This is a genomic window from Mycobacterium sp. SMC-8 (assembly GCF_025263565.1).
In the GTDB taxonomy this organism is placed as follows: Bacteria; Actinomycetota; Actinomycetes; order Mycobacteriales; family Mycobacteriaceae; genus Mycobacterium.
Map to the genome: position 1 here is coordinate 1962798 of NZ_CP079865.1, position 20678 is coordinate 1983475.

General features: G+C 68.8%; 21 protein-coding genes. 12 read left to right on the forward strand and 9 right to left on the reverse strand.

The window, feature by feature from the left end; genetic code table 11:
* Window positions 1-12: 12 nt before the first annotated feature.
* A complete protein-coding gene (locus tag KXD97_RS09555; protein ID WP_260756471.1) occupies window positions 13-684 on the reverse strand; it encodes a TetR/AcrR family transcriptional regulator in 672 nt (223 codons plus the stop codon).
* Window positions 685-780: 96 nt separating this feature from the next.
* Between KXD97_RS09555 and KXD97_RS09560 the strand changes: the two genes are divergently transcribed.
* On the forward strand, window positions 781-2454 hold the full coding sequence (locus KXD97_RS09560) for an alpha/beta hydrolase (RefSeq protein ID WP_260756472.1): 1674 nt from the start codon (window positions 781-783) through the stop codon (window positions 2452-2454).
* Window positions 2455-2548: 94 nt separating this feature from the next.
* Entirely contained in the window at window positions 2549-3283 is a 735-nt protein-coding gene (locus tag KXD97_RS09565; protein ID WP_260756473.1) for a cutinase family protein, read from the forward strand.
* On the opposite strand, the gene KXD97_RS09570 is transcribed toward KXD97_RS09565, so the two are convergent.
* Window positions 3264-3899, reverse strand: coding sequence for a TetR/AcrR family transcriptional regulator (locus KXD97_RS09570; protein ID WP_260756474.1), 636 nt, complete (start codon window positions 3897-3899; stop codon window positions 3264-3266). The two genes, KXD97_RS09565 and KXD97_RS09570, sit on opposite strands and share 20 nt — an antisense overlap.
* Window positions 3892-5121, reverse strand: a complete 1230-nt coding sequence (locus tag KXD97_RS09575) for a cytochrome P450 (RefSeq protein ID WP_260756475.1) — start codon at window positions 5119-5121, stop codon at window positions 3892-3894. Before KXD97_RS09575 ends, KXD97_RS09570 begins: the two co-directional genes overlap by 8 nt.
* Before the next feature lie 255 nt (window positions 5122-5376).
* On the opposite strand from KXD97_RS09575, the gene KXD97_RS09580 reads away from it, so the two are divergent.
* Genes KXD97_RS09580 through KXD97_RS09600 form a run of 5 tightly spaced genes read left to right on the forward strand, consistent with a single transcriptional unit; the run spans window position 5377 to window position 9765 of the window.
* On the forward strand, window positions 5377-6246 hold the full coding sequence (locus KXD97_RS09580; protein ID WP_260756476.1) for a LysR family transcriptional regulator ArgP: 870 nt from the start codon (window positions 5377-5379) through the stop codon (window positions 6244-6246).
* 24 nt (window positions 6247-6270) lie between these two features.
* Window positions 6271-7035, forward strand: a complete 765-nt coding sequence (gene cobF / locus KXD97_RS09585; protein ID WP_260756477.1) for a precorrin-6A synthase (deacetylating) — start codon at window positions 6271-6273, stop codon at window positions 7033-7035.
* On the forward strand, window positions 7032-8504 hold the full coding sequence (locus KXD97_RS09590; RefSeq protein WP_260756478.1) for a cobyric acid synthase: 1473 nt from the start codon (window positions 7032-7034) through the stop codon (window positions 8502-8504). Before cobF ends, KXD97_RS09590 begins: the two co-directional genes overlap by 4 nt.
* A complete protein-coding gene (locus tag KXD97_RS09595; RefSeq protein WP_260756479.1) occupies window positions 8504-9241 on the forward strand; it encodes a cobalt-precorrin-6A reductase in 738 nt (245 codons plus the stop codon). The genes KXD97_RS09590 and KXD97_RS09595 overlap by 1 nt, the downstream gene beginning before the upstream one ends.
* Window positions 9238-9765 carry a bifunctional adenosylcobinamide kinase/adenosylcobinamide-phosphate guanylyltransferase gene (locus tag KXD97_RS09600; protein ID WP_260756480.1) on the forward strand — a complete coding sequence of 176 codons (528 nt, stop codon included), beginning with the start codon at window positions 9238-9240 and terminating at the stop codon, window positions 9763-9765. Before KXD97_RS09595 ends, KXD97_RS09600 begins: the two co-directional genes overlap by 4 nt.
* 18 nt (window positions 9766-9783) lie before the next feature.
* Here the strand turns inward: KXD97_RS09600 and bluB are convergent, their stop codons facing one another.
* The 5 genes from bluB to KXD97_RS09625 all read right to left on the reverse strand — a co-directional run bounded on the left by bluB (window position 9784) and on the right by KXD97_RS09625 (window position 14176).
* Entirely contained in the window at window positions 9784-10425 is a 642-nt protein-coding gene (bluB, locus tag KXD97_RS09605) for a 5,6-dimethylbenzimidazole synthase (protein ID WP_260756482.1), read from the reverse strand.
* Window positions 10422-11195, reverse strand: a complete 774-nt coding sequence (locus KXD97_RS09610) for a cobalt-precorrin-4/precorrin-4 C(11)-methyltransferase (RefSeq protein WP_260756484.1) — start codon at window positions 11193-11195, stop codon at window positions 10422-10424. The genes bluB and KXD97_RS09610 overlap by 4 nt, the downstream gene beginning before the upstream one ends.
* Window positions 11196-11230: 35 nt before the next feature.
* Window positions 11231-12472: an amidohydrolase family protein gene (locus tag KXD97_RS09615; RefSeq protein ID WP_260756485.1), complete on the reverse strand. Its 1242-nt coding sequence runs from the start codon at window positions 12470-12472 to the stop codon at window positions 11231-11233.
* An 82-nt stretch (window positions 12473-12554) separates the two neighbouring features.
* A complete protein-coding gene (locus KXD97_RS09620; RefSeq protein WP_260756486.1) occupies window positions 12555-13133 on the reverse strand; it encodes a TetR/AcrR family transcriptional regulator in 579 nt (192 codons plus the stop codon).
* Window positions 13130-14176 carry a LacI family DNA-binding transcriptional regulator gene (locus tag KXD97_RS09625; RefSeq protein ID WP_260757901.1) on the reverse strand — a complete coding sequence of 349 codons (1047 nt, stop codon included), beginning with the start codon at window positions 14174-14176 and terminating at the stop codon, window positions 13130-13132. The genes KXD97_RS09620 and KXD97_RS09625 overlap by 4 nt, the downstream gene beginning before the upstream one ends.
* Before the next feature lie 159 nt (window positions 14177-14335).
* On the opposite strand from KXD97_RS09625, the gene KXD97_RS09630 reads away from it, so the two are divergent.
* From KXD97_RS09630 to KXD97_RS09650, 5 genes are all read left to right on the forward strand, one after another.
* Complete coding sequence (locus KXD97_RS09630) at window positions 14336-15751, forward strand: sugar porter family MFS transporter (RefSeq protein ID WP_260756487.1); 1416 nt, start codon at window positions 14336-14338, stop codon at window positions 15749-15751.
* Window positions 15748-16653 carry a sugar phosphate isomerase/epimerase gene (locus tag KXD97_RS09635; protein ID WP_260756489.1) on the forward strand — a complete coding sequence of 302 codons (906 nt, stop codon included), beginning with the start codon at window positions 15748-15750 and terminating at the stop codon, window positions 16651-16653. The genes KXD97_RS09630 and KXD97_RS09635 overlap by 4 nt, the downstream gene beginning before the upstream one ends.
* 11 nt (window positions 16654-16664) lie before the next feature.
* The gene (locus tag KXD97_RS09640) at window positions 16665-17696 is read left to right on the forward strand and encodes a Gfo/Idh/MocA family protein (protein WP_260756490.1); all 1032 of its coding nucleotides are present in this window, start codon (window positions 16665-16667) and stop codon (window positions 17694-17696) included.
* Between the two features lie 3 nt (window positions 17697-17699).
* A complete protein-coding gene (locus tag KXD97_RS09645) occupies window positions 17700-18572 on the forward strand; it encodes a sugar phosphate isomerase/epimerase family protein (RefSeq protein WP_260756491.1) in 873 nt (290 codons plus the stop codon).
* Between the two features lie 84 nt (window positions 18573-18656).
* Window positions 18657-19652: a sugar phosphate isomerase/epimerase gene (locus KXD97_RS09650; RefSeq protein ID WP_260756492.1), complete on the forward strand. Its 996-nt coding sequence runs from the start codon at window positions 18657-18659 to the stop codon at window positions 19650-19652.
* A gap of 77 nt (window positions 19653-19729) precedes the next feature.
* On the opposite strand, the gene KXD97_RS09655 is transcribed toward KXD97_RS09650, so the two are convergent.
* Window positions 19730-20605 carry a LysR substrate-binding domain-containing protein gene (locus KXD97_RS09655; protein WP_260756493.1) on the reverse strand — a complete coding sequence of 292 codons (876 nt, stop codon included), beginning with the start codon at window positions 20603-20605 and terminating at the stop codon, window positions 19730-19732.
* Window positions 20606-20678 lie beyond the last annotated feature (73 nt).

The window sequence follows — 20678 nt, forward strand, 5'->3', positions numbered from 1 at the left end:
CCGCGCCGGCGTCTAACGTCCGAACACCTCCCGCGGCGCCGGCGGGTCGGCGAGGATCGCCGGGAGCACGAACGTCTGCACGTAGCGGCGGGCGGTCTCCGGGTCGTCGATGCCGGGGATGACGCCGAGCAGCATGCTCAGCGAGGTGGTGACGAGGAACTGCCCGGCGTCGCCGGGACGCAGACCCGGCCGGAACACCGGCCCGGTCTCGCCGTCGTTCATCGCCTCGAACAGCTGCTCCACGAGCTCCGGGAGTCGTGCGGCGCTGGCGACGAGGTGCGCGACGGTGCCCTCGTCGGTCTGCTCGGACAGCGTCTGCAACAGCGGGTCGTGGACCAGCTCGGTGGCGACGATCACCAGTCCCTCCACGAGAAGCTCTGCCAGATTGGCGTTTTCGGGCAGTCGGCCGACGATCTCGGTTTGATGCCGGTGGGTCTTGCGCGCCACCAGCGCTTCGAGCAGATGCTGCCTGCTGGGGAATTGCCGGTACATCGCCGCACGGGAGTATCCGGCTTCCCTGGCGATGAGCTCCATCGTCGAGGCCTGAAAGCCGCGCTGCAGAATCGACCGTTCCGCGGCGTCCATGAGGACGACCCTCGCCTGCTCCGAGGTGTTCCCGCCGCCGACGGGCCGTCCGCGCGGGCGTCGCCGCGGCGTGGTGTCGGGCGCATCGGGATCTGCCATCGGGGTCCCAGTATGCCAACCCTTGTGCTCAGCGATGCCCAGAGCCTATAAATAGACAATCCGGTCTTGACGTCTATTTATTCATGGGGGCGACACATGGGCAGTCGGTGGACGGTGCTGATCGGCACCGGCTTCGTCGCGGCGACGATGTCGGGCATGGTGGTACTGGGTGTGCCGACCGCCTTCGCCGCGCCGGGCGAGACGCAAACCACGTCCACGACCGAGTCGGACACCACGACCGATCACGCCCCCGCGGCAACCAGCGCCCCTGACGCCGAGTATGAGGACGCGGAGTCGGCATCCGAGCAAGGCACTGACGCCGGCGCCCCACCGCCCGAGGTAGATCTCGAAGCCGAGGAGCCGGACCGAAAGCGCCACGGCGACGGCATGATCGACGCCGACGACGTGGCCGAAGATCCCGTGGTCGTCGACGATGTGGTGGCCGACGAGGACGTGGTTGCCGACGAGCCCGAACCCGCCGTCATCGTCGAGTCCGAAGCCGAGATCACCCCGGCCACCGTCATAATTGACGAAGAGCCCCGAGCCGACACGAACAGCCCGCAGCGACCACCGGCCGAGACCGAGTCAGTTCCGGTGGGCGCCACCGCGGAACCGACCCCCACCCGGGCGCCGTCTCTGCTCAATGTCGTGGGTTCGGTCGTGCTCAACGTGCTGGTCGGCTTCATCCATCTGATCGACGGTCCGCCGGCACTGCCCGCGAACAGCAGCGTGACGGTACGGACGTCGACGCTGAACCTGCCGATCGGCAGCGGCCGGTCCGTGCAAGCCGACTGGTACTTTCCCGAGACTGTCGACGAGTCCACCCGGCTGGTGTACTTCCAGCACGGCTTCCTGGCCAGCGGACCGATGTACAGCTACACCGCCGCGCGGCTGGCCGAACGGACCAATGCCATCGTGGTGGCGCCGTCGCTGACGTCGAACTTCTTCGCCCCCGACGCCGCATGGGTGGGCGGGTCCACCATGCACCGAGCGGTTGCCGAACTGTTCGTCGGCGACCGCGCCGTATTGGTCGAAAGCGCCAGTGCCGCAGCCGGTCACACGATCACGCTACCTGACAAGTTCGTGTTGGTCGGCCACTCCGCGGGTGGCACGCTGGTCACCAGCGCTGCCGGCTTCATGGTCGACAACGGCGCGATCGAGGACCTGGCCGGTGTCGTGATGCTCGACGGTGTGGAGCCTGCCGGTTCACGGCTGGTCGGTGACGCGCTGGCCAAGCTGCGTGGCGCGCACGACCGGCCGATCTACCTGATCTCCTCGGATCGGTACTTCTGGAGCCGCGGCGGCGATATGGCCGACAAGTTGCAGCTGGCCCGGCCGGATCGCTTCGGCGGTGTCGGGCTCAAGGGCGGCTTGCACATCGACTACATGGAGGGCGGCAACCCGATCGTGCAGTTCGGCGAGTACCTCGTCGGTGGGTTCTCCCTGCCCAGAAACATCGACGCCGCGGCCGACATCACGGCCGGCTGGGTCAATGACCTGTTCGCCGGCACCACCAGCGACGGGATCTACGGTGCGCCCGGGCAGCACATTCCGGTGGTGACACCGTCTGGCACCGCCACCGCGGTCGTGCTGCCCCTCGGTGTGCCGGCCCGTCCGGTGTGGCCGCCGCTGCTCGACACAATCCTGACCGCCATCTTCGACTTCGGCGGTCGCTACCTCTTCGTGTACGAGCCGCTGCGCGGCTACCAGACGGCGGCGAACCCGGCCACCAGCCAACAGGTGGCGCTGGTGGGTGCTAGCCGCCATTAACTGAAGTCTCTGCTGTCGGGTGGAATTTCTGGAGTAGTCCGGACATTTCACTCTGTGTCGCCGTACGGGGCGGCCCCGACCGAGGAGACCCGTCATGTCCGACCGCCGTTCCACCGCCCCTGTCGCCTCCGATACGTCCGTTCGCCGCGCTCTCGTGATGGCCGGGGTTGGTGGTGTGCTCGCCGCCGGGCTCATCGGGCCCGGCGCGGCCAGCGCTCAAGCCGCGGAACCGTGTCCAGACGTGCAGGTGGTGTTCGCCCGCGGTACGGCCGAACCCGCCGGCCTCGGCCGGGTGGGACAGGCCTTCGTCGACGACCTGCAGAACGAGCTGGGCGGCCGCACCGTGTCCGCGTACGCGGTGAATTACCCTGCGTCCTACGACTTCCTGCAGTCCGCCCCGGTGGGCGCGGACGACGCCAGCGCGCGAATCCAGGCGACTGTCGCCACGTGCCCCGCCACCAGCATCGTGATCGGCGGCTACTCGCAAGGCGCCGCTGCGGTCGATCTCATCACCGCAGATCCCAACGCCACCTTCGGATTCGGCCGGCCGCTGCCGCCGGCGGTTGCCGACCATGTGGCCGCCGTGGCCGTGTTCGGCAACCCGTCGACCAAGGTCGGCCGTCCGCTGACCGCGGTGAGCCCGCTGTACGGCGGGAAGGCGATCGACCTCTGCAACGGCGCGGATCCGGTGTGCTCCGGCGGCGATGACCGGCCCGCCCACAGCCAGTACGTGCAGGCCGGGCTCGCACAGCAGGCGGCCGACTTCGTCGCGGGCAGGGTCGCCGGGCACAGCCCCTCCGACGTGGTGATCAACGCCTCGGCGAGATGACGTCCACTGCCCGCGCCAGGCGCGGGTACAGGATCGCCGGTCCCAGCCAGCGGGCGACGAAGCGCCGCAATGCCACGCCATCGCGTGGTGGCTGCCCGGGGTCGACGAGAATCGAGTGCATCGTGCGCAGGCTCAGCTCCGCGAGCTCGTCGAGCGCTGCCTCGTCGAAACCGTGCTGATCCCAATCGATGTCGAACCGCTGCAGGATGGATCTTGCGAACGTCATCGCGGTCTCTGACGTCAGCGAAGTTGTCACGTCGCCCCGGTGCCGTGAGGTCAGCAGGTTCTCGAACTGGCGATCACCGGCCAGCCGCTCCACCGAGTAGGACACGCTCTCGACCATGGCCGCCACCGGGTCGGTGAGACCGCGCACGTGCGCGGCGAGCTGGTCGATGAAGCCGTCGGCCGCTCGCATCGCACAGGCGACCACGATGGCCTCCGGCCCGGGGAAGTAGCGGTACACCGTCTGGCGGGTCACCCCCAACGCGCGGGCCACATCGGTGAGGCGCATTGTCGCTCCGTGCTCGGCGACGATGTCGTCGGCGGCGTCGAGGATCCGGCTGATCGCCTCCTCGTCGGAGGCCGGCCACTGGCCGGACCATCCGCGGCTACGCATCGAACTCCAGCTCGAGGACGGTTGGCCCCGTCATGCCGAGCATCGGTTTCCATGGGGCAGAGCCGCTTCGGCGTGGATTCGACAGGCGGGCCGCGAGGATCCAGAGAGCCTCGGCCAGCTCCCGTCGGGCCAGGTTGGCGCCCAGGCAGTAGTGCACGCCGCCACCGAACGTCAGGATGGCCGGAGCCTGCTCGCGCTCGAGGTCCAGCCGGGCGGCGTCGGTGTAGACGGCCGGATCACGGTTGGCCGCGAACGTGTTCACGAATACGAAAGTGCCTGCCGGGAAGAGGTATTCGCCGAACTCGACGTCGTCGAGCACGATCCGCGGTGCGCCGCACACCACGGGGGAGTGTCGCATCGTCTCCTCGACCGCGCGCATCGCGAGCTCGGGACGGTCGGCCAGCAGCGCCCACTGGTCGGGTCGCTCGCTGAGCGCCTGCACGGACGCCGCCAGCTGGCTTCTGGTGGTGTCGGTGCCCGCCATCAGCAGGCTGGCGGCCAGCATCTGCAGCTCGGACGTGCTCAGCCGGTCGCCGTCGTCCTCGGCCCGGATCAGGTCGGAGAGCAGATCGTCGGTGAGGTGCCTGCGGCGGTGGTCGACCATCCGGTCGACGTAGTCGTCCAACTCCCCCCACGCCCGCATGACATCGTCCTGGACCGCGGCGATGTCGGTGCTGAAGCTGAAGGCGCGGAAGACGTCTTCGGTCCAGTCCGAGAACAATCGCCAGTCCTCGCGGGGCGCGCCGAGAAGCGCGCAGATGATCGGGATCGGGTACGGGCGGGCGATGTCGGCGACGACGTCGCAGCGGCGGGCGTCGGCGACGTTGTCGACGAGTTCGTCGACCACCGCGACGATGGTGTCGTGCAGACGGTCGGTGGCCCGGGGGGTGAACGCCGTGGACACCAGCTTGCGCAGTCGCTGGTGCTCGCTGCCTTCCAGGCACAGCAGGGTGGACATCACCTTGTCGAACAGGGGGCCGGACGTGATGCCCTGGGCCGCGAGGTTGATGCCCGGCGGAATCGTGAAGCGGATGTCGCGCAGCACAGCGCGGGCCATCTCGTAGGACAGCACCTCGGGCCCCATCGGTCCGATGGCGATCGGGGCTCCCCGCTGGGCGTCATGCAGGTCCGGCCACACCTCGGCGGGGGTCGAGAACACCTCGTAGGTCAGTGTGGGCAGGCCTGCGTCGAACACGTTTGTCACCGTGGGGCTGACGACCATCTCCCGCCTCGCTTCCGGGCCGAATGGATTTACGGATCAAGAGCAATGTATGACCATGAGGCGGAGAGGGCAGTCGAATGCATGATTGTGCGCCGAATCCCATACAGATCTGCTGATGTGTATGTCCATCACGCTCTGCGTAGCCGTTTGCTTTCATAGAGGTCGCGGTCGGCGGCGAACAGAGTGTCGAGCGCACGGTGCCCCGTTCGCATCAGCTTCGGTGATGAAGCCAGCGTATTGATTAGCATCGCTGATGTGGTGGACCAGCTCGACACCGGGCAACTGGCGGCGTTGTCGGCGGTCGTCGAATTCGGCAGCTTCGACGCCGCGGCCGAACGCCTGCACGTCACGCCGTCGGCGATCAGCCAACGCATCAAGGCGCTTGAGCAGCGGGTCGGCCAGGTGCTGGTGCTGCGGGAAAAACCCTGTGTGGCGACACCGGCGGGCATCCCGCTGCTGCGGCTGGCGGCGCAGACGGCGCTGCTGCAGGCCGAGGCGCTCGCCGAGATGCGCGGCGGCAGCGCCGAGCTGCCCCGAATCGCGATGGCCGTCAACGCCGATTCGATGGCGACGTGGTTCACCGAGGTGTTCGCCCGGTTGCCTCACGTGCTGTTCGACATCCGCATCGAAGACCAGGACCATTCGGCGCAGCTGCTGCGTGAGGGTGTGGTGATGGGTGCCGTCACCACCGAACGCGCACCGGTGGCCGGCTGCCGGGTGCAACCGCTCGGGGTGATGCGGTACGTGCCGGTGGCCACCGAGGCCTACGTGCAGCGCCACTTTCCCGACGGATTCACCCGCGAGGCGGCGGAACGGGCGCCGTCGCTGGCCTGGAATCGCGCGGATGCTCTCCAGGATCACCTGGTGCGCAAGGTGTTTCGCAGGTCAGTGGCGCGTCCGGTCCACTATGTCCCGACGGCCGCCGGGTTTGGCGCGGCCGTGCACGCCGGGCTGGGGTGGGGCATGTACCCCATCCAGCTGCTGGACGCGTCGTTCGTGCCGATCGCCGACCAGCATCTCGACGTGCCCCTGTACTGGCAGTGCTGGAAGCTCGACAGCGACATCGTCAGGCAGGTCACCGCGGCCGTCGACTCGGCCGCGTCGGGGCTGCTTCGCGACCGGTGAGCGCGGACAGGGACAATCGCTGACATGGTCGCCGCGGTCAAGGTCCGGATTCTCGGCGTCGGCATGGGCCCGCAGCACGTCACGCCGGAGGTCGCCGAGGCTCTGCGCACGGTCGACTACGTGCTGGCCGCCGAGAAGGCCGACGACGACCGGCTGCTCGCGCTGCGCCGCGAGATCGTGCGCGCGCACGGCGGCGCCGAGCTCGTCGCACTGCCCGACCCGCCCCGTGACCGCTCCGAGCGCCTGACCACCGGTGGGTATGAGTCCGCCGTCACCGACTGGCACGACGCCCGCGCGGCCCAGTACGCCGGCGTCCTGAAGGAGCGCGGGGGCACCGCCGCGTTCCTGGTGTGGGGGGACCCCTCGCTGTACGACTCGACGATCCGGGTAGTGGAGAAGGTGCGTGCCCACCTGGAGCCACACGTCGCACTGGACTTCGACGTGCTGCCCGGGATCAGCGCGCCGCAGCTGCTGGCCGCGCGGCACCGCATCGTGCTGCACGAGGTCGGCAAACCCGTGCACGTCACGACCGGCCGCCGGCTGCAGGAAGCGGTCGCGGCGGGCATGGACAACATCGTCGCGATGCTCAACCCGCCGCCCGAGCGGCTGGATTTCACCGGCCTCGCCGACTGGACCATCTGGTGGGGCGCCAACCTCGGCGCCCCGGGAGAGCGACTGCTCACCGGGCGGCTGCGCGACGTGCTGCCCGCCGTCGCCGATGCCCGCGCCGCGGCCGACGCCCACGACGGCTGGGTGATGGACGTCTTCCTGATCCGGAGAGATCGATGACGGGCCTGCTGATCGCAGGCACCACCAGCGATGCCGGCAAGACCGCGGTGACCACGGGGCTGTGCCGGGCCCTGGCGCGCCGCGGGCTCAAGGTGGCCCCGTACAAGGCGCAGAACATGTCCAACAACTCGATGGTCTGCGTGGGGGACGGCGGCGGAGTCGAGATCGGGCGGGCACAGTGGGTGCAGGCGCTGGCCGCGCGCGCCACACCGGAAGCCGCGATGAATCCGGTGCTGCTCAAACCGGGCAGCGACCGCCGCAGCCATGTGGTGCTGATGGGCCGACCGTGGGGGCACGTGTCCTCGTCGGACTGGTTGGAGGGCCGGCGCGCGCTGGCCGCCGCCGCGCACGCCGCCTACGACGACCTGGCCGCGCGCTACGATATCGTCGTCGCCGAAGGAGCCGGTTCTCCCACCGAGATCAACCTGCGCGCAGGCGATTACGTCAACCTCGGGCTGGCCCGCCACGCGGGACTGCCGACCGTGGTGGTCGGCGACATCGACCGCGGCGGGGTGTTCGCGGCGTTCTTCGGCACGGTCGCACTGCTCTCACCGGACGACCAGGCGCTGATCGCGGGCTTCGTGGTGAACAAGTTCCGCGGCGACCCGGCCCTGTTGGCGCCCGGACTGCGTGACCTTGAGCGCCTCACGGGCCGGCGGGTCTACGGCACCCTGCCGTGGCACCCCGACCTCTGGCTCGACTCCGAGGACGCCCTGGAACTGCAGGGCCGCCGGTCCGCCCGGCCCGGCGCCCGCCGCGTCGCGGTGGTGCGGCTGCCGCGGATCAGCAACTTCACCGACGTCGACGCGTTCGGTCTGGAACCCGACCTCGACGTCGTATTCGCCTCGCACCCAAGCGCTCTGGCCGACGCCGACCTGGTGGTGCTGCCCGGGACGCGCTCGACCATCGCCGATCTGGCCTGGCTGCGGTCACGCGGACTGGACCAAGCGGTGCTGGCCCACGCCGCCGCGGGCAGACCGGTGCTCGGCATCTGCGGCGGCTTTCAGATGCTGGGCCGCGTGATCCGCGACCTGCACGGCGTCGAGGGTGGCACCGCCGAGGCCGACGGGCTGGGACTGCTGGACGTCGAGACGGATTTCGTTGCCGACAAGGCACTTCGGCTTCCCGAGGGGCAGTGGGAGGGTGCCTCCGCGTCGGGCTACGAGATCCACCACGGACGGATCACCCCGGGACCCGGCGGCGACGAGTTCCCCGGCGGTGTCCGGTGCGGCCCGGTGTTCGGCACGATGTGGCACGGCGCGTTCGAGGGCGACGCGCTGCGCGCGCGCTTCCTGACCGAAACCCTCGGCGTGCCGGCATCCGGCGCCTCGTTCCCGAAGGCCCGCGAAGACCGAATCGACCTCCTCGGCAACCTCGTGGAGGAACACCTCGACGTCGACGCGCTGCTGCACCTCGCCGAACATGCTCCGCCGCAAGGGCTTCCGTTCCTGCCCCCCGGAGCGCCGTGATGCGAGTCCTGCTGCTGGGCGGCACCTCCGAGGCGCGGGCGTTGGCCGAACTGCTGACTGCGGAGAGCGTCGAGGTCACCACCTCGCTGGCCGGTCGGGTCAACGACCCCCGCCTGCCGGTCGGCGAGGTCCGCATCGGCGGCTTCGGCGGCGTCGACGGGCTGCGCGCCGCCCTGTCCGGCTACGACGCCGTCGTCGACGCCACCCATCCCTTCGCCAGGAACATCTCCGCCAACGCCGCCGCCGCGGCGGGGGACACACCGCTGCTGCGCCTGGAGCGTCCCGGCTGGGCGGACCGCAGCCGGGACTCCTGGCACTGGGTGGACACCCACGAGGAGGCCGCCGCCACCGCGGCGCAGCTCGGCGGCAGGCCCTTCCTGACCGTCGGACGCCAGGAGATCGCACGGTTCATCCCCGACCTGCGCGACCGCGCCGTGCTGGCCCGGGTGGTGCAGGCCCCCGACGTGGCCCTGCCGCCGACCTGGCGTCTGCTGACCAGCCGCGGCCCGTACGAACTGCCCGGCGAACTGCACTTGATGCGCGAACACCGCGCCGACGTACTCATCACCAAAGACTCAGGGGGACAACACACCTGGCCGAAGATCGAGGCCGCTGCGCAGCTCGACGTGCCTGTCGTCGTCGTGCGGCGCCCAGCCCGTGCCGCCGGGGTGCCCACCGTCCACGACGTCGCCGAGGCGTTGGCCTGGGTCCGGAAACTCCCCGGAGCGTCGAGATGAGGATCCTGGTCACCGGTGGCGTCCGCTCCGGGAAATCCCGCCACGCCGAAGCACTTCTGAGCGACGCGCGGCAGGTCACCTACCTGGCTCCCGGGCGTCCCGCCGACGGCAGCGATCCCGACTGGGACGCGCGTGTCGCCGGCCACCGCGCGCGCAGGCCCGTGCACTGGCAGACCGTCGAGACCACCGATGTCGCCGCCGCGGTCCGCGACGTCGACGGCGCGGTCCTCGTCGACTGTCTGGGCACCTGGCTGACGGCCGTGCTGGACCGGAACAATTTGTGGGACAAAGGCTCCCGGGAGGCGTACGACGCGGTCGAGGCTCGCCTCACTGCGCTGTGCGCCGCGCTGACCGCACGCCGCGGGGCGGTGGTCGTGGTGACCAACGAAGTGGGGCTCGGGGTGGTGCCGTCGCACCGGTCCGGCGTGCTGTTCCGCGATCTGCTCGGCACCGCCAATCAGCGGGTCGCGGCGGTCTGTGACGAAGTGCATCTGGTGATCGCCGGCCGGGTGCTCAAGATCTGACGGGCGCGATTCGCCCATTCAACGGGCCCGATAGCGCTCCTCGTGCAGCACGGTCTCCAGGGAGGAGCGGGCCCGCCAGCCGAAGCGTTCCAGATCGGGGACGTCGGGCAGGTCGGCGACCGGTCCGACGCACAACCAGGCGACCGGCCGCACCTGCTCGGGCATCCCGACAAGGGCGCGGAGGAACTCTTCGCGGTAGAACGACACCCAGCCGACCCCGAGTCCCTCGACAGTCGCTGCCAGCCAGAGGTTTTGGATCGCGCAGACCACCGAGAAGAGGCCGGCGTCGGGAATGGCGTGCCGGCCCAGCACCTGCGGGCCGGCCCTCGTGGGGTCATAGCCGACGACGATGCCGAGGCCGGATTCGCAGATGCCCTCGATCTTGATGCGCCCGAAGGTTTCGGCGCGTTCGCCGGACAGCTCGCCCGCGAACGTCTCGCGTTCGGCGGCCACGTGGTCCCGGAAGGTCTTCAGGGTCTGCGGTGACCGCACCAGGACGAAATCCCATGGCTGGGACATGCCGACCGACGGCGCCGCGTGGGCGGCGAGCAACACCCGCTGCAGCACATCCTCGGCGACCGACTGACCGGTGAACTCGCGGCGGGTGTCGCGGCGGCGGTTGATGACGTCGTACAGCGCCGCCGCGCAGTCGTCGCTCACGAACTGCGTCCCGACCGGTCCCGCGCCGGGTCGTACAGGTAGCTCTCCCCGGCGTCCGGGTCGGGTCGGCCCGCCAGCGCGCGGCCGACCAGGATCACCGCGGCCTGCCGCAGTCCGGCCTTCTGCACCGCGTCGGCGATGTCGGCAATCGTGCCGCGCAGCACCAATTCCTGGGGCTGCGAGGCCCGGTACACCACCACCACCGGACAATCCGCGCCGTACTCCGGTTCGATCTCGGCCATCAACTCCCGGATCCGGGTGATGGCCAGGTGCAACACCAGCGTCGCGCGGGTGGCGGCAAAAGCCTTGAGCGACTCGGTATCCGGCATCGCCGTCGAACGCTGCCGGGTGCGGGTGAGCACCACCGACTGGGCGACCAGCGGGACGGTGAGCTCACGCCCGACGCGCGCCGCGGCCGCCGCGTAGGCGGGCACCCCCGGCGTCACCTCCCAAGGCACCCCGGCCGCGTCGAGCCTGCGCGTCTGCTCGGAGACCGCCGAATACACCGACGGATCGCCCGAGACCAGCCGCACCACCCGAAGGCCGGCGTGGTGGCCGTCGGCGAGCCGGGCCACGATCATGTCCAGGTCCAGATTCTCGGTGTCAACCAGGTCGGCGTCGGGCGAGCAGTGGGCGAGCACCGCGGCATCCAGGTAGGTGCCTGGGTACAGCACCAGCTCGGCGTCGGCGAGCAACCGGGCCGCACGCACGGTCAGCAGATCCGCGGCGCCCGGCCCGGCGCCGACGAACTGCACCGCACGATCATTCATCGCCCCGGAGTCTAGATACGGGCGCCGCCGACCTCTCAGGCGGTGGTCAGCGCCGGAGGCTTGACCGCCTCGGGATCGGGGTTGGCGATCGGCAGTCCCATGAAGCGGCGCGCGTTGTCTCCCATGAAGTCGTAAGTGCGGCGCACGTCCATCCCCTCGGCGTACTTCCAGAAGCCCTTCGGTTCGGCCAGACCTTCGGGATGGGGGTAGTCCGAGCCGAACATCACCTTGTCCCAGCCGACGGTGTTGACGACGTCGGACACACAGCCCTCCCAGAACGGGCTGACCCAGATGTTGCGCCGGAACACGTCCAGCGGATGCTCGGGGAAGTTCTGCGGCATCTTCTTGGCGAGTTCCTCGAAGTCGTTGAACAGCGGGAAGATCCACGAGCTGCCGTTCTCGACGCTGGCGATGCGCAGTTTCGGGAACCGGGTCAGGGTGCCGTGGCAGATCAGGCTGGTGATCATGTCGGCGATCTCGCGGTGGCCGAGCACCATCCAGCGGAACGCGCTCATCGCCATGAAGTTCTGGGTGTGCGGGGGTTCCCACCGGCCGACGTAGTCGTCCAGCGGCGGGTAGCCGGCGTGCAGCACGATCGGCAGTCCGGCGGCCTCGACGTCGCGCCAGAACGGGTCGAACTCGGGCAGCGCGGGGGAGCGCCAGCCGCGCAGGCCGTTGACCGGCCCCGGCTTGATCAGCGCCACCTTGGCGCCGTGGGCCAGGATGTATTCCAGTTCGCGCTGGGCACCGTCGACCTCGGAGAGGTTGATGATCGGAGTCGAGAACACCCGGCCCTGGTAGTCGAAACCCCAGTGCTCGGCCATCCACTGGTTCAGCGCATGGATGACGGCCAGCGTGAGCTCGGGATCGTCGGCGGTGGCGTGTTCGATCAGGCTGGCCAGCGTCGGATAGTTCAGCGCCTCGCGCACGCCCTGGCGGTCCAGTTCTGCGACGCGGTCGGCGGGATTGCGGGTGGCCGCGGGCGCCTCGATCGCCGGGCCCTGCATCTCCCGCAGCGTCAGACCCTCGGTGTTCTCGCCGGCGAAGAACTTCTCGTGGGCGCCGGGGGCGGCGACACGCTCGAAGGTCGGATTGGGGATGAAGTCGGACACCCGGTTGTTGATCACGATCCGCGTATGCCGGCCGAACTGCGCGTACTGCACCGCACGCGCATACCGATCCGGCAGATATCTGGTCAGCGCGTCCGGCGTCTCGTACATGTGCTGGTCGGCATCGAAGATCGGAGCATCGCGGAACTGCCCGGTTGAATCTGACATCGTCACCTTCCGATCGCACACCCGGCACGTCGTGAGTGATCTTACTGTAATGCCGACGGTAAGTGCCTCGCCGTGGGTCCGGCTACGCCGGCAGGCCCTTGTCCAGGACGTCGAGCGCGTTCAGGAACGCCTCGCCGGACATCGGTGAGTCGTCGGATGCGGCCATGAACACACCGATGATCGCTCCGGCGGTGACGCGCATCTGGTCGTCGTCCTCGGGCCGGTTGAGCCGCTGGGAGATCGCGACCGTGAGCCGCCGGATCGCCTTGACGTGCTCGTTCCACAGTGCCCCCTTGGCCTCGGGGAGCGAGTACAGCAACCGCTGCCGGGCGATCACATAGTCGAATTCCGGGCCCGCCATCGTGGCGAACACCTCGGCGGCGGCATGCCGGTATGCGGCCACCGGCGACAGCCCCGCCGGCGCGGCCAGGAACGCGTCCAGGATCGGCGCGAACAGATCGTCGGAGAACAGCACCGATTCCTTGGTCGGGAAGTAGCGGAAGAACGTCCGCGGGGAGACGTCGGCGGCCTCGGCGATCTGTTCGACGGTGGTTCGGGCGTAGCCGTGCCGCTCGAACAACCGGAACGCCTCCCGGCGCACCGTCTCGCGGGTGCGCGTCTTCTTGCGCTCCCGCAGACTGGGCCGCTCGCCGGTGCTCATCCCTCGATTGTGGCAGCGGCACCTGAGTGCGAGCTGGGCCGTCCGTGACGATCCGGCGACGGCGGCGCGGTCGTTCCGCGCACGATCAGCGTCGGTTCCAGCACCACATCGGTTGCGCGCGACGACCCTTCGACGAGCAGCTGAATCGCCAGCTCCACCGAGCGCCGAGCGATCTCGCCCGCATCCTGGTGAATGGTGGTCAGGTCGATTCGCGGGTTCTCCGACAGCCGGCTGTCGTCGTATCCCATCAGCGACACCTGACCGGGGACATCCACGCCTGCGCGGGTGAAGACGTCGAGAACGCCGAGGGCACAGCGGTCGTTGCCGGCCAGCACCGCGGTGGGCAGCCTCGGCGCCGCCAGCATGGTGTGTGCCGCGGCGGCGCCGGCCTCCTCATTGTGGGCACCGGGGATCACCACGATCTCGTCGGCCAGTCCGTGCGCGCTCATCGCGCCCCGGTATGCGCGCAGCCGGTCGGCCGACCCGGGATCCTTGCCGCCGTCGACGTGGTGGATACGGCGGTGGCCCAGCCCAACCAGATAATCGATCGCCTGCCGGATGCCCTTGGCGTCATCGGTGCGCACGGTGGCCAGCGGCAGTTCGCCGTCCACGCCGGTCAGGCGCCGGCATGCGACCACCACCGGCGCCCGCGCGGCCAGCCGGGCGTAGAAGTCCTCGTCGGACCTCGGGCCGAGCAGGATCAAAGCCCCGCATCGGTGGCTGAGCAGGGAGTCGACGACAGTGGCCTCGGTGCGGCCGGGCAGGTTCGCCGACAGCAGCACCTCGTAGCCGAGTCGCTCGGCGGCCGGATAGATGTGGGTGATCAGCTCGGCCTCGAACAGCTGCCGGATGTCGCTCATCACGCCCAGGGTGCGGCTGCGGCCCTGAGCGAGCAGGCGGGCCGCGGAGTCGGGCCGGTAGCCGATCTCGTCGGCGATCGCGAGCACCCGCTGCCGCGTCTCGTCGCTGGCGCCGGGCTTGCCGTCCAAGATGAAGGACACGAGCGTGCGCGACACCCCGGCGCGTTCGGCGACGTCGGCCATCGTAGGCCGGCGTGGCGCGGCGCCGGGGGGGCGTCGGCGCGGTGTGGGCACGAGCGGGGTCCTTTCGACGAGTGACGGTTGACACATTCGGACCGCCCGGTTCATAGTAGACCTCACGCGCGTTACTAACGCGCGTTAGTTCCCGAAGCGAGGTTCCCGGTGGCTGTTTCAACCCCACGCGATCAGTCGGGTCGCTTCCTGACGAAGCTCACCGTCATCGCCACCCTCGGCGGTCTGTTGTTCGGCTACGACACCGGCGTCATCTCCGGCGCCCTGCTCTACATGAAGGACGACCTGGCGTTGTCGCCCTTCGGTGAGGCCACCGTGGTCAGCTCGCTGCTGTTCCCCGGCGCGGCATTCGGAGCGCTGTTCGGCGGACGGGTCGCCGACCGGATCGGGCGCAAGCGCTCGCTGCTGGTCTGCGCGGGTCTGTTCCTGGTCGGCGCGATCGGCTGCGCGCTGGCGCCCAACGTCCAGATCATGGTCGCCGCGCGGATCGTGCTGGGCCTCGGAGTCGGCGCTGCCGCCGTGACGTGCCCGCTGTACCTGGCCGAGATGGCGCCGGCCGAGCGGCGTGGCCGCATGGTCACGATCAACGAACTGATGATCGTCACCGGACAGATGCTGGCCTTCGCCACCAACGCGTTGCTCGACCACCTCGTCCGCGATCCGCACGTATGGCGGACCATGCTCGCGGTGGCCGCCGTCCCGGCGGTCGCGCTGCTGATCGGGATGCTGGTGCTGCCGGATTCCCCGCGCTGGTACGCGCTCAAAGGCCGACTCCCCGAAGCCCGGAAGGTGTTGCAGCTCAGTCGCAATCCGGTCGAGGCCGAGACCGAGTACGCGATCGTGGTGGACCACACCAGCCACATGCTCAAGAGCACCAGCACGCCGTTCTCCGTGATCCGGGACGTGCCGTGGATCCGCCGCGTCGTGCTGATCGGGTGCGGACTGGCGATCGTGCAGCAGGCCACCGGAATCAACACCGTGAACTACTACGCACCGACCATCCTCGAGCAGAGCGGTCTCGGGGTCAGCGCCGCGCTGGTCGCGACCATCGCCGTCGGCGTCACCTCGGTGATCACCACGATCATCGGCATCATCCTGCTCGGCTACATCGGCCGGCGCACCATGCTGCTCATCGGATTCGCCGGGGTGGCCGCATCGCAGGCGGCGCTCGCCGCTGTGTTCCTGTTGCCGGAGAACACCACTCGCAGCTACGTGATCCTCGCCTGCATGGTGCTGTTCGTCGGCTTCGTGCAGATGTTCATCGGAACCTGTGTGTGGCTGCTGCTCTCGGAGATCTTCCCGCTGTCGGTGCGCGGCTTCGCCATGGGCATAGCGGTTTTCGTGCTGTGGTGCACCAACGCGGTCATCTCGTTCCTGTTCCCGCTACTGAACAACGCACTCGGGTCCACCGGAACCTTCGCCCTCTTCGTCCTGGTGAACATCGGGTCCTGGATCTTCGTGCACCGCCTGGTGCCCGAGACCAAGGGCACCACCCTCGAAGAACTCGAGGAACGTCTGGAAAGCCAGGGCGCCCCGTCGTCGACCATCGAAAGGACACCTGTATGAGCAGCATTCGTGTTGGCTCCGCGCCGGATTCGTGGGGGGTGTGGTTTCCCGACGATCCGCAGCAGACGCCCTACACCCGTTTCCTCGACGAGGTCGCCGAGTCGGGCTATGAGTGGATCGAGCTGGGCCCCTACGGGTACCTGCCCACCGACCCGGCCAAGCTGGCCGACGAGCTGGCCGCCCGGGGGCTCAAGCTCTCGGCCGGGACGGTGTTCGAGCACCTGCACCAGGATGACTCATGGGATGCGGTCTGGAAGCAGATCGAGGACGTCGCCAAGCTGACCGCCGCGGTCGGCGGCAAGCACGTGGTCGTGATCCCGGAGATGTGGCGCGACCCGGCCACCGGCGAGGTTCTCGAAGACCGCCACCTCACCGCCGAGCAGTGGGCCAAGAAGACCGGCGGCATGAACGACCTCGGCAAGGCGATGTTCGAAACCTACGGGGTGCGTGCGCAGTATCATCCGCACGCCGACTCCCACGTCGACACCGAGGACAACGTGTACCGCTTCCTCGATGGCACCGACAGCCGGTATGTGAACTTGTGCCTGGACACCGGCCACATCTCCTACTGCGGCGGCGACAACATCGCGATCATCCGCCGGGCCCCCGAACGCATCGGATATCTGCACCTCAAGCAGGTCGATCCGCAGGTCCGCGCCAAGGTTGAAGCCGAGGACCTGCCGTTCGGCGAGGCGGTCAAGCTCGGCGCGATGACCGAACCGCCGCTGGGGATCCCGGACATGCCACCGCTTCTCGCCGAGGTCGAGAAACTCGGCATCGACGTGTTCGCGATCGTCGAGCAGGACATGTATCCCTGCCTCGCCGACGCCCCGCTGCCCATCGCCAAGCGCACCCGCAACTACCTCGGGTCGTGCGGCATCCCGTCCGTCACATTCAAGTAAGGGTCACGAGCATGTCCGAAATCCGCATAGCAGTACTAGGTGTGGGCCTGATGGGCGCAGATCACGTCGCGCGCCTGGCCTCCCGTATCTCCGGCGCCCGCGTCGCCGTCGTCAACGACTACGTCACCGAGAAGGCCGAGCAGCTGGCCGCGAGCATTCCCGGCTGCCGGGCGATCGCCGACCCGCTGGACGCGATCGCGGATCCGGACGTCGACGCCGTGCTGTTGGCGACGCCGGGCCCGACGCACGAAAAGCAGCTGCTGGCCTGCCTGGAGCACCGCAAGCCGGTGCTGTGCGAGAAGCCGCTGACCACCGACGTCGAGACCTCGCTCGAGGTGGTCCGGCGGGAGGCCGAGCTGGGGGTGCGGCTGATCCAGGTCGGCTTCATGCGCCGCTTCGACGACGAGTACGCGCAGCTCAAGGCGCTGATCGACGGTGGCGAGCTCGGCGAGCCCCTGGTGATGCACTGCGTGCACCGCAACCCGGCGGTGCCGGACCACTTCGACTCGGCGATGACGGTTCGCGATTCACTGGTCCACGAGGTCGACGTGACGCGCTTCCTGTTCGACGAGGAGATCACCTCGATCCAGATCATTAAACCGACCCCGAATTCGTTGGCGCGGCAGGGCTTGTTCGATCCTCAGATCGCGATCATGCGGACCGCGAGCGGCAGGCACGTGGACGTCGAACTCTTCGTCACCACGGGCGTGGCCTACGAGGTGCGCACCGAGGTCGTCGCCGAAAAGGGCAGCGCGACGATCGGTCTGGACGTCGGGTTGGTGCTCAAGAGTGCGCCGGGCACCTGGGGCGGCACCATCACGCCCAGCTTCAAGGAGCGGTTCGGCCGCGCCTATGACACCGAGATCCAACGGTGGGTCGACGCGGTTCACAGAGGGGGCGAAACCGGTGACTTTACCGATGGGCCGACGGCCTGGGACGGCTACGCCGCCACGGCGGTGTGCGAAGCGGGCGTGCAGGCCCTGCAGTCCGGACAACCCGTCGCGGTCAGCATGGCCGACCGCGCCTCGATTCCGGGAGCCTGACGCATGAAGATCGCACTCGATCCGACGCCCTTCCACCACGACTACTCGCTGTTGGAGTTCCCCAAGCTCGTCGCGGACCTGGGCTACGAGTATCTGCAGCTGACGCCGCACCGGGACTTCATCCCGTTCTACAACCACCCGCGCGCCGACGACGACCTGGTGGCGAGCATCCGCAAGGCGTGCGCGGATGCCGGGGTGGGCATCGCGTCGGTGCTGCCGGTGCTGCGCTGGTCCGGCCCGGACGAGGACGCCCGCGAAGCCGCGGTGCGCAACTGGAAACGGGTCGTACAGATCACCGTCGACCTCGGCGTCAACGTGATCAACACCGAGTTCTCCGGCCGCCCGGAGAAGGCCGAGGAGTCCGAGCGGGCGTTCTTCCGGTCGATGGAGGAGCTGCTCCCGATCTTCGAGCGCGAAGGCATCGACGTGCGGATCGACCCGCACCCCGATGACTTCGTCGAGGACGGACTGGAGGCGCTGCGCATCATCCGCGGGGTGAACTCCCCGAACATCGGGTTCGTTTTCGTCGCCTGCCACGCTTTCCACATGGGGGGCAACATGGCCGAGATCATGGCCGCGGCGGGGGACAAGCTGCGCCTGGTGCACGTCGCGGACTCGATGGACCATCACCGGTCGCACGGACTGCGCTACATCACCAATCCGCCGGGCAATCCGGTGCGGGTGCACCAGCACCTCAAGATCGGTGACGGCGACGTCGACTGGGATGAGTTCTTCGGCGGCTTAGGCAAACTCGGCTTCTACCACCGCGACGACACCGTGATGGTCTCCAGCGTGTTCGGTGAAGACGAGCAGGCCCGCGACGTGTCCCGCTACCAGCTGGCGACCATGACCGACTACGTCGACAAGTACCGCTGACCAACGACCCGCCGAAATCGCATTCCACGCGGCCGAAACGCGAAAAACGGCGCATGGAATGCGATTTCGGCGCAAGGGAAACTCATGAAACTAGGTGTGTATACCGCGATCCTGCATGACCGTCCGCTAGCCGAAGCGCTGGAGATCATCGCATCACTCGGGCTGACCGGTGCGGAGATCAACGCCGGCGGGTTCCTGCCGACACCGCATCTGCCCGTCGCGCAACTGTTGTCCGGTGAGGTCACGCCGCGCGGGTATCTGTCGGCGTTCGACGGCACGGGTGTGTCGATCGCCGGGCTGAACTGCAACGGCAACCCACTGCACCCGGACCCAGAGGTGGGGCCGGAGGACGCCGACGACCTGCGCAACGCGATCCGCGTCGCCGGGCTGCTCGGTGTTGACCGGGTGGTCACGATGTCCGGACTGCCGCAGGCACATCCCGGCGGTCGATGGCCGGCGTGGAACGTGAAGACCTGGGACTCAGGTTATCTGGACTCGCTGGACTACCAGTGGGACGAGGTCGCGCTGCCGTTCTGGACCGAGATCGACGCGTTGGCCCGCGAGCACGGAGTCAAGGTCGCGATCGAGATGCACCCACAGAACCTGGTGTTCAACCCGGCCACCCTGAAGCGGCTGGTCGAGCACACCGGCGCCAGGCACATCGGCGCCGAGATGGACCCGTCGCATCTGTTCTGGCAGGGTATCGACCCTGTCGCCGCGATCGAGTGGCTGGGCCCGCTGGTGTTCCACGCTGCGGCCAAGGACACCCGGATCAACGACAACTGCCGGATCTACGGCGTGCTCGATGAGCGGTTTACCCGAATCCCGCTGGAGCAGAATCCGACCGGTCTCGGTGGCAGGCACGTGGTGAACAAGTGGCCGGAGGACTCGGCCTGGGATTTTGTCGCAGTAGGCCGCGGTCACGACGTCGACTTCTGGTCGCGGTTCCTGCGTGCGCTGGAGGCCGTCGATCCGGACATGTGGGTCAACATCGAACACGAGGACGTCGCGTTCGGCCCGATAGAAGGGTTGAGGGTCGCCGCCGACACTTTGAGGTCCGCGAACTCGGCACACTTCTGATCCTGCCGAAATCGCATTCCACGCGGCCGAAACGCGAAAAACGGCGCATGGAATGCGATTTCGGCGCATGAGGGACGTCAGCGGGCGGCGGCGGTCAGCGCGTCGACGAACTGGTCGACCAGCAGATCGGCGTCGGTCCGGTACAGCGCGCTCATCGCGATCCGCAACGGCGAGCGAACCCGCACCACGGTGATGCCCGGCTGGGTCTGGGCCGAGCTCTCCGGGACCAGGGCCACCCCCAGACCAGCAGCCACCATGGCCAGCTGACTGCTGATCGACTGGGCGAAGTGTTCTGCGGTGGGGGAGAACCCGGCGCCACGACAGCACGCCGCGACCTGGTCGTGGTAGTCCGGCGTCACCGACCGGGGGATCCACACCCAGGGCAGTTCGGCTGCCTTGGCGAGGTCTGCCCGCAGCCCGGGCGGCAGTGTCCAGTCGGCCGGCGCCGCGAGCGCGAACGGTTCTCTGGTCAACGTGATGTGGTGCAGCCACGGCCGCGCCGGGCCATGCCGGACGACCGCGATGTCGATCTCCCTGCGCTGCAGCAGCTCTGAGCCCAGGTGGGTGTCGACCTCGCGGACCCGCACCTTGACGTTCGGGTGGGACCGGGCATGGGTCGCCAGCGCGGTCGGCAGAACGCGAGTGAAAGAGGTTGTCACAGCGCCGATCCGGAGTTCGCCCAGCTGCCCCTCGGCGGCCAGACGGGCGGCGGATCCGGCGTCCTGCGCGGCGGCCACGATCCGGCGGCACCGGTCCAGGAAGACCGTTCCCGCCGGGGTCAGCACGACGTGGCGCGTGGTCCGGTTCAGCAACAGCACCCCGAGTCGCTTCTCGAGGGCCTTCACCGCCGCCGACAGCGGCGGCTGGGACATCTGCAGGCGCTCCGCGGCCCTGCCGAAGTTCAGCTCCTCGGCCACCGCGATGAAATACCGGGCCTCGCGCACTTCGATCATTGATATGGCGTCCCTATAACTGCAACATGAAATCAGACCTTCACACGATAAATGATGCGGAGTGCAATGGTCG

Coding starts and splice junctions, on each gene's coding strand:
- KXD97_RS09555 (WP_260756471.1), bottom strand. CDS start 684: ATGGCAGATCCCGATGCGCCCGACACCACGCCGCGGCGACGCCCGCGC.
- KXD97_RS09560 (WP_260756472.1), top strand. CDS start 781: ATGGGCAGTCGGTGGACGGTGCTGATCGGCACCGGCTTCGTCGCGGCG.
- KXD97_RS09565 (WP_260756473.1), top strand. CDS start 2,549: ATGTCCGACCGCCGTTCCACCGCCCCTGTCGCCTCCGATACGTCCGTT.
- KXD97_RS09570 (WP_260756474.1), bottom strand. CDS start 3,899: ATGCGTAGCCGCGGATGGTCCGGCCAGTGGCCGGCCTCCGACGAGGAG.
- KXD97_RS09575 (WP_260756475.1), bottom strand. CDS start 5,121: ATGGTCGTCAGCCCCACGGTGACAAACGTGTTCGACGCAGGCCTGCCC.
- cobF (WP_260756477.1), top strand. CDS start 6,271: ATGGTCGCCGCGGTCAAGGTCCGGATTCTCGGCGTCGGCATGGGCCCG.
- KXD97_RS09590 (WP_260756478.1), top strand. CDS start 7,032: ATGACGGGCCTGCTGATCGCAGGCACCACCAGCGATGCCGGCAAGACC.
- KXD97_RS09595 (WP_260756479.1), top strand. CDS start 8,504: ATGCGAGTCCTGCTGCTGGGCGGCACCTCCGAGGCGCGGGCGTTGGCC.
- KXD97_RS09600 (WP_260756480.1), top strand. CDS start 9,238: ATGAGGATCCTGGTCACCGGTGGCGTCCGCTCCGGGAAATCCCGCCAC.
- KXD97_RS09610 (WP_260756484.1), bottom strand. CDS start 11,195: ATGAATGATCGTGCGGTGCAGTTCGTCGGCGCCGGGCCGGGCGCCGCG.
- KXD97_RS09615 (WP_260756485.1), bottom strand. CDS start 12,472: ATGTCAGATTCAACCGGGCAGTTCCGCGATGCTCCGATCTTCGATGCC.
- KXD97_RS09620 (WP_260756486.1), bottom strand. CDS start 13,133: ATGAGCACCGGCGAGCGGCCCAGTCTGCGGGAGCGCAAGAAGACGCGC.
- KXD97_RS09625 (WP_260757901.1), bottom strand. CDS start 14,176: ATGGCCGACGTCGCCGAACGCGCCGGGGTGTCGCGCACGCTCGTGTCC.
- KXD97_RS09635 (WP_260756489.1), top strand. CDS start 15,748: ATGAGCAGCATTCGTGTTGGCTCCGCGCCGGATTCGTGGGGGGTGTGG.
- KXD97_RS09640 (WP_260756490.1), top strand. CDS start 16,665: ATGTCCGAAATCCGCATAGCAGTACTAGGTGTGGGCCTGATGGGCGCA.
- KXD97_RS09645 (WP_260756491.1), top strand. CDS start 17,700: ATGAAGATCGCACTCGATCCGACGCCCTTCCACCACGACTACTCGCTG.
- KXD97_RS09650 (WP_260756492.1), top strand. CDS start 18,657: ATGAAACTAGGTGTGTATACCGCGATCCTGCATGACCGTCCGCTAGCC.
- KXD97_RS09655 (WP_260756493.1), bottom strand. CDS start 20,605: ATGATCGAAGTGCGCGAGGCCCGGTATTTCATCGCGGTGGCCGAGGAG.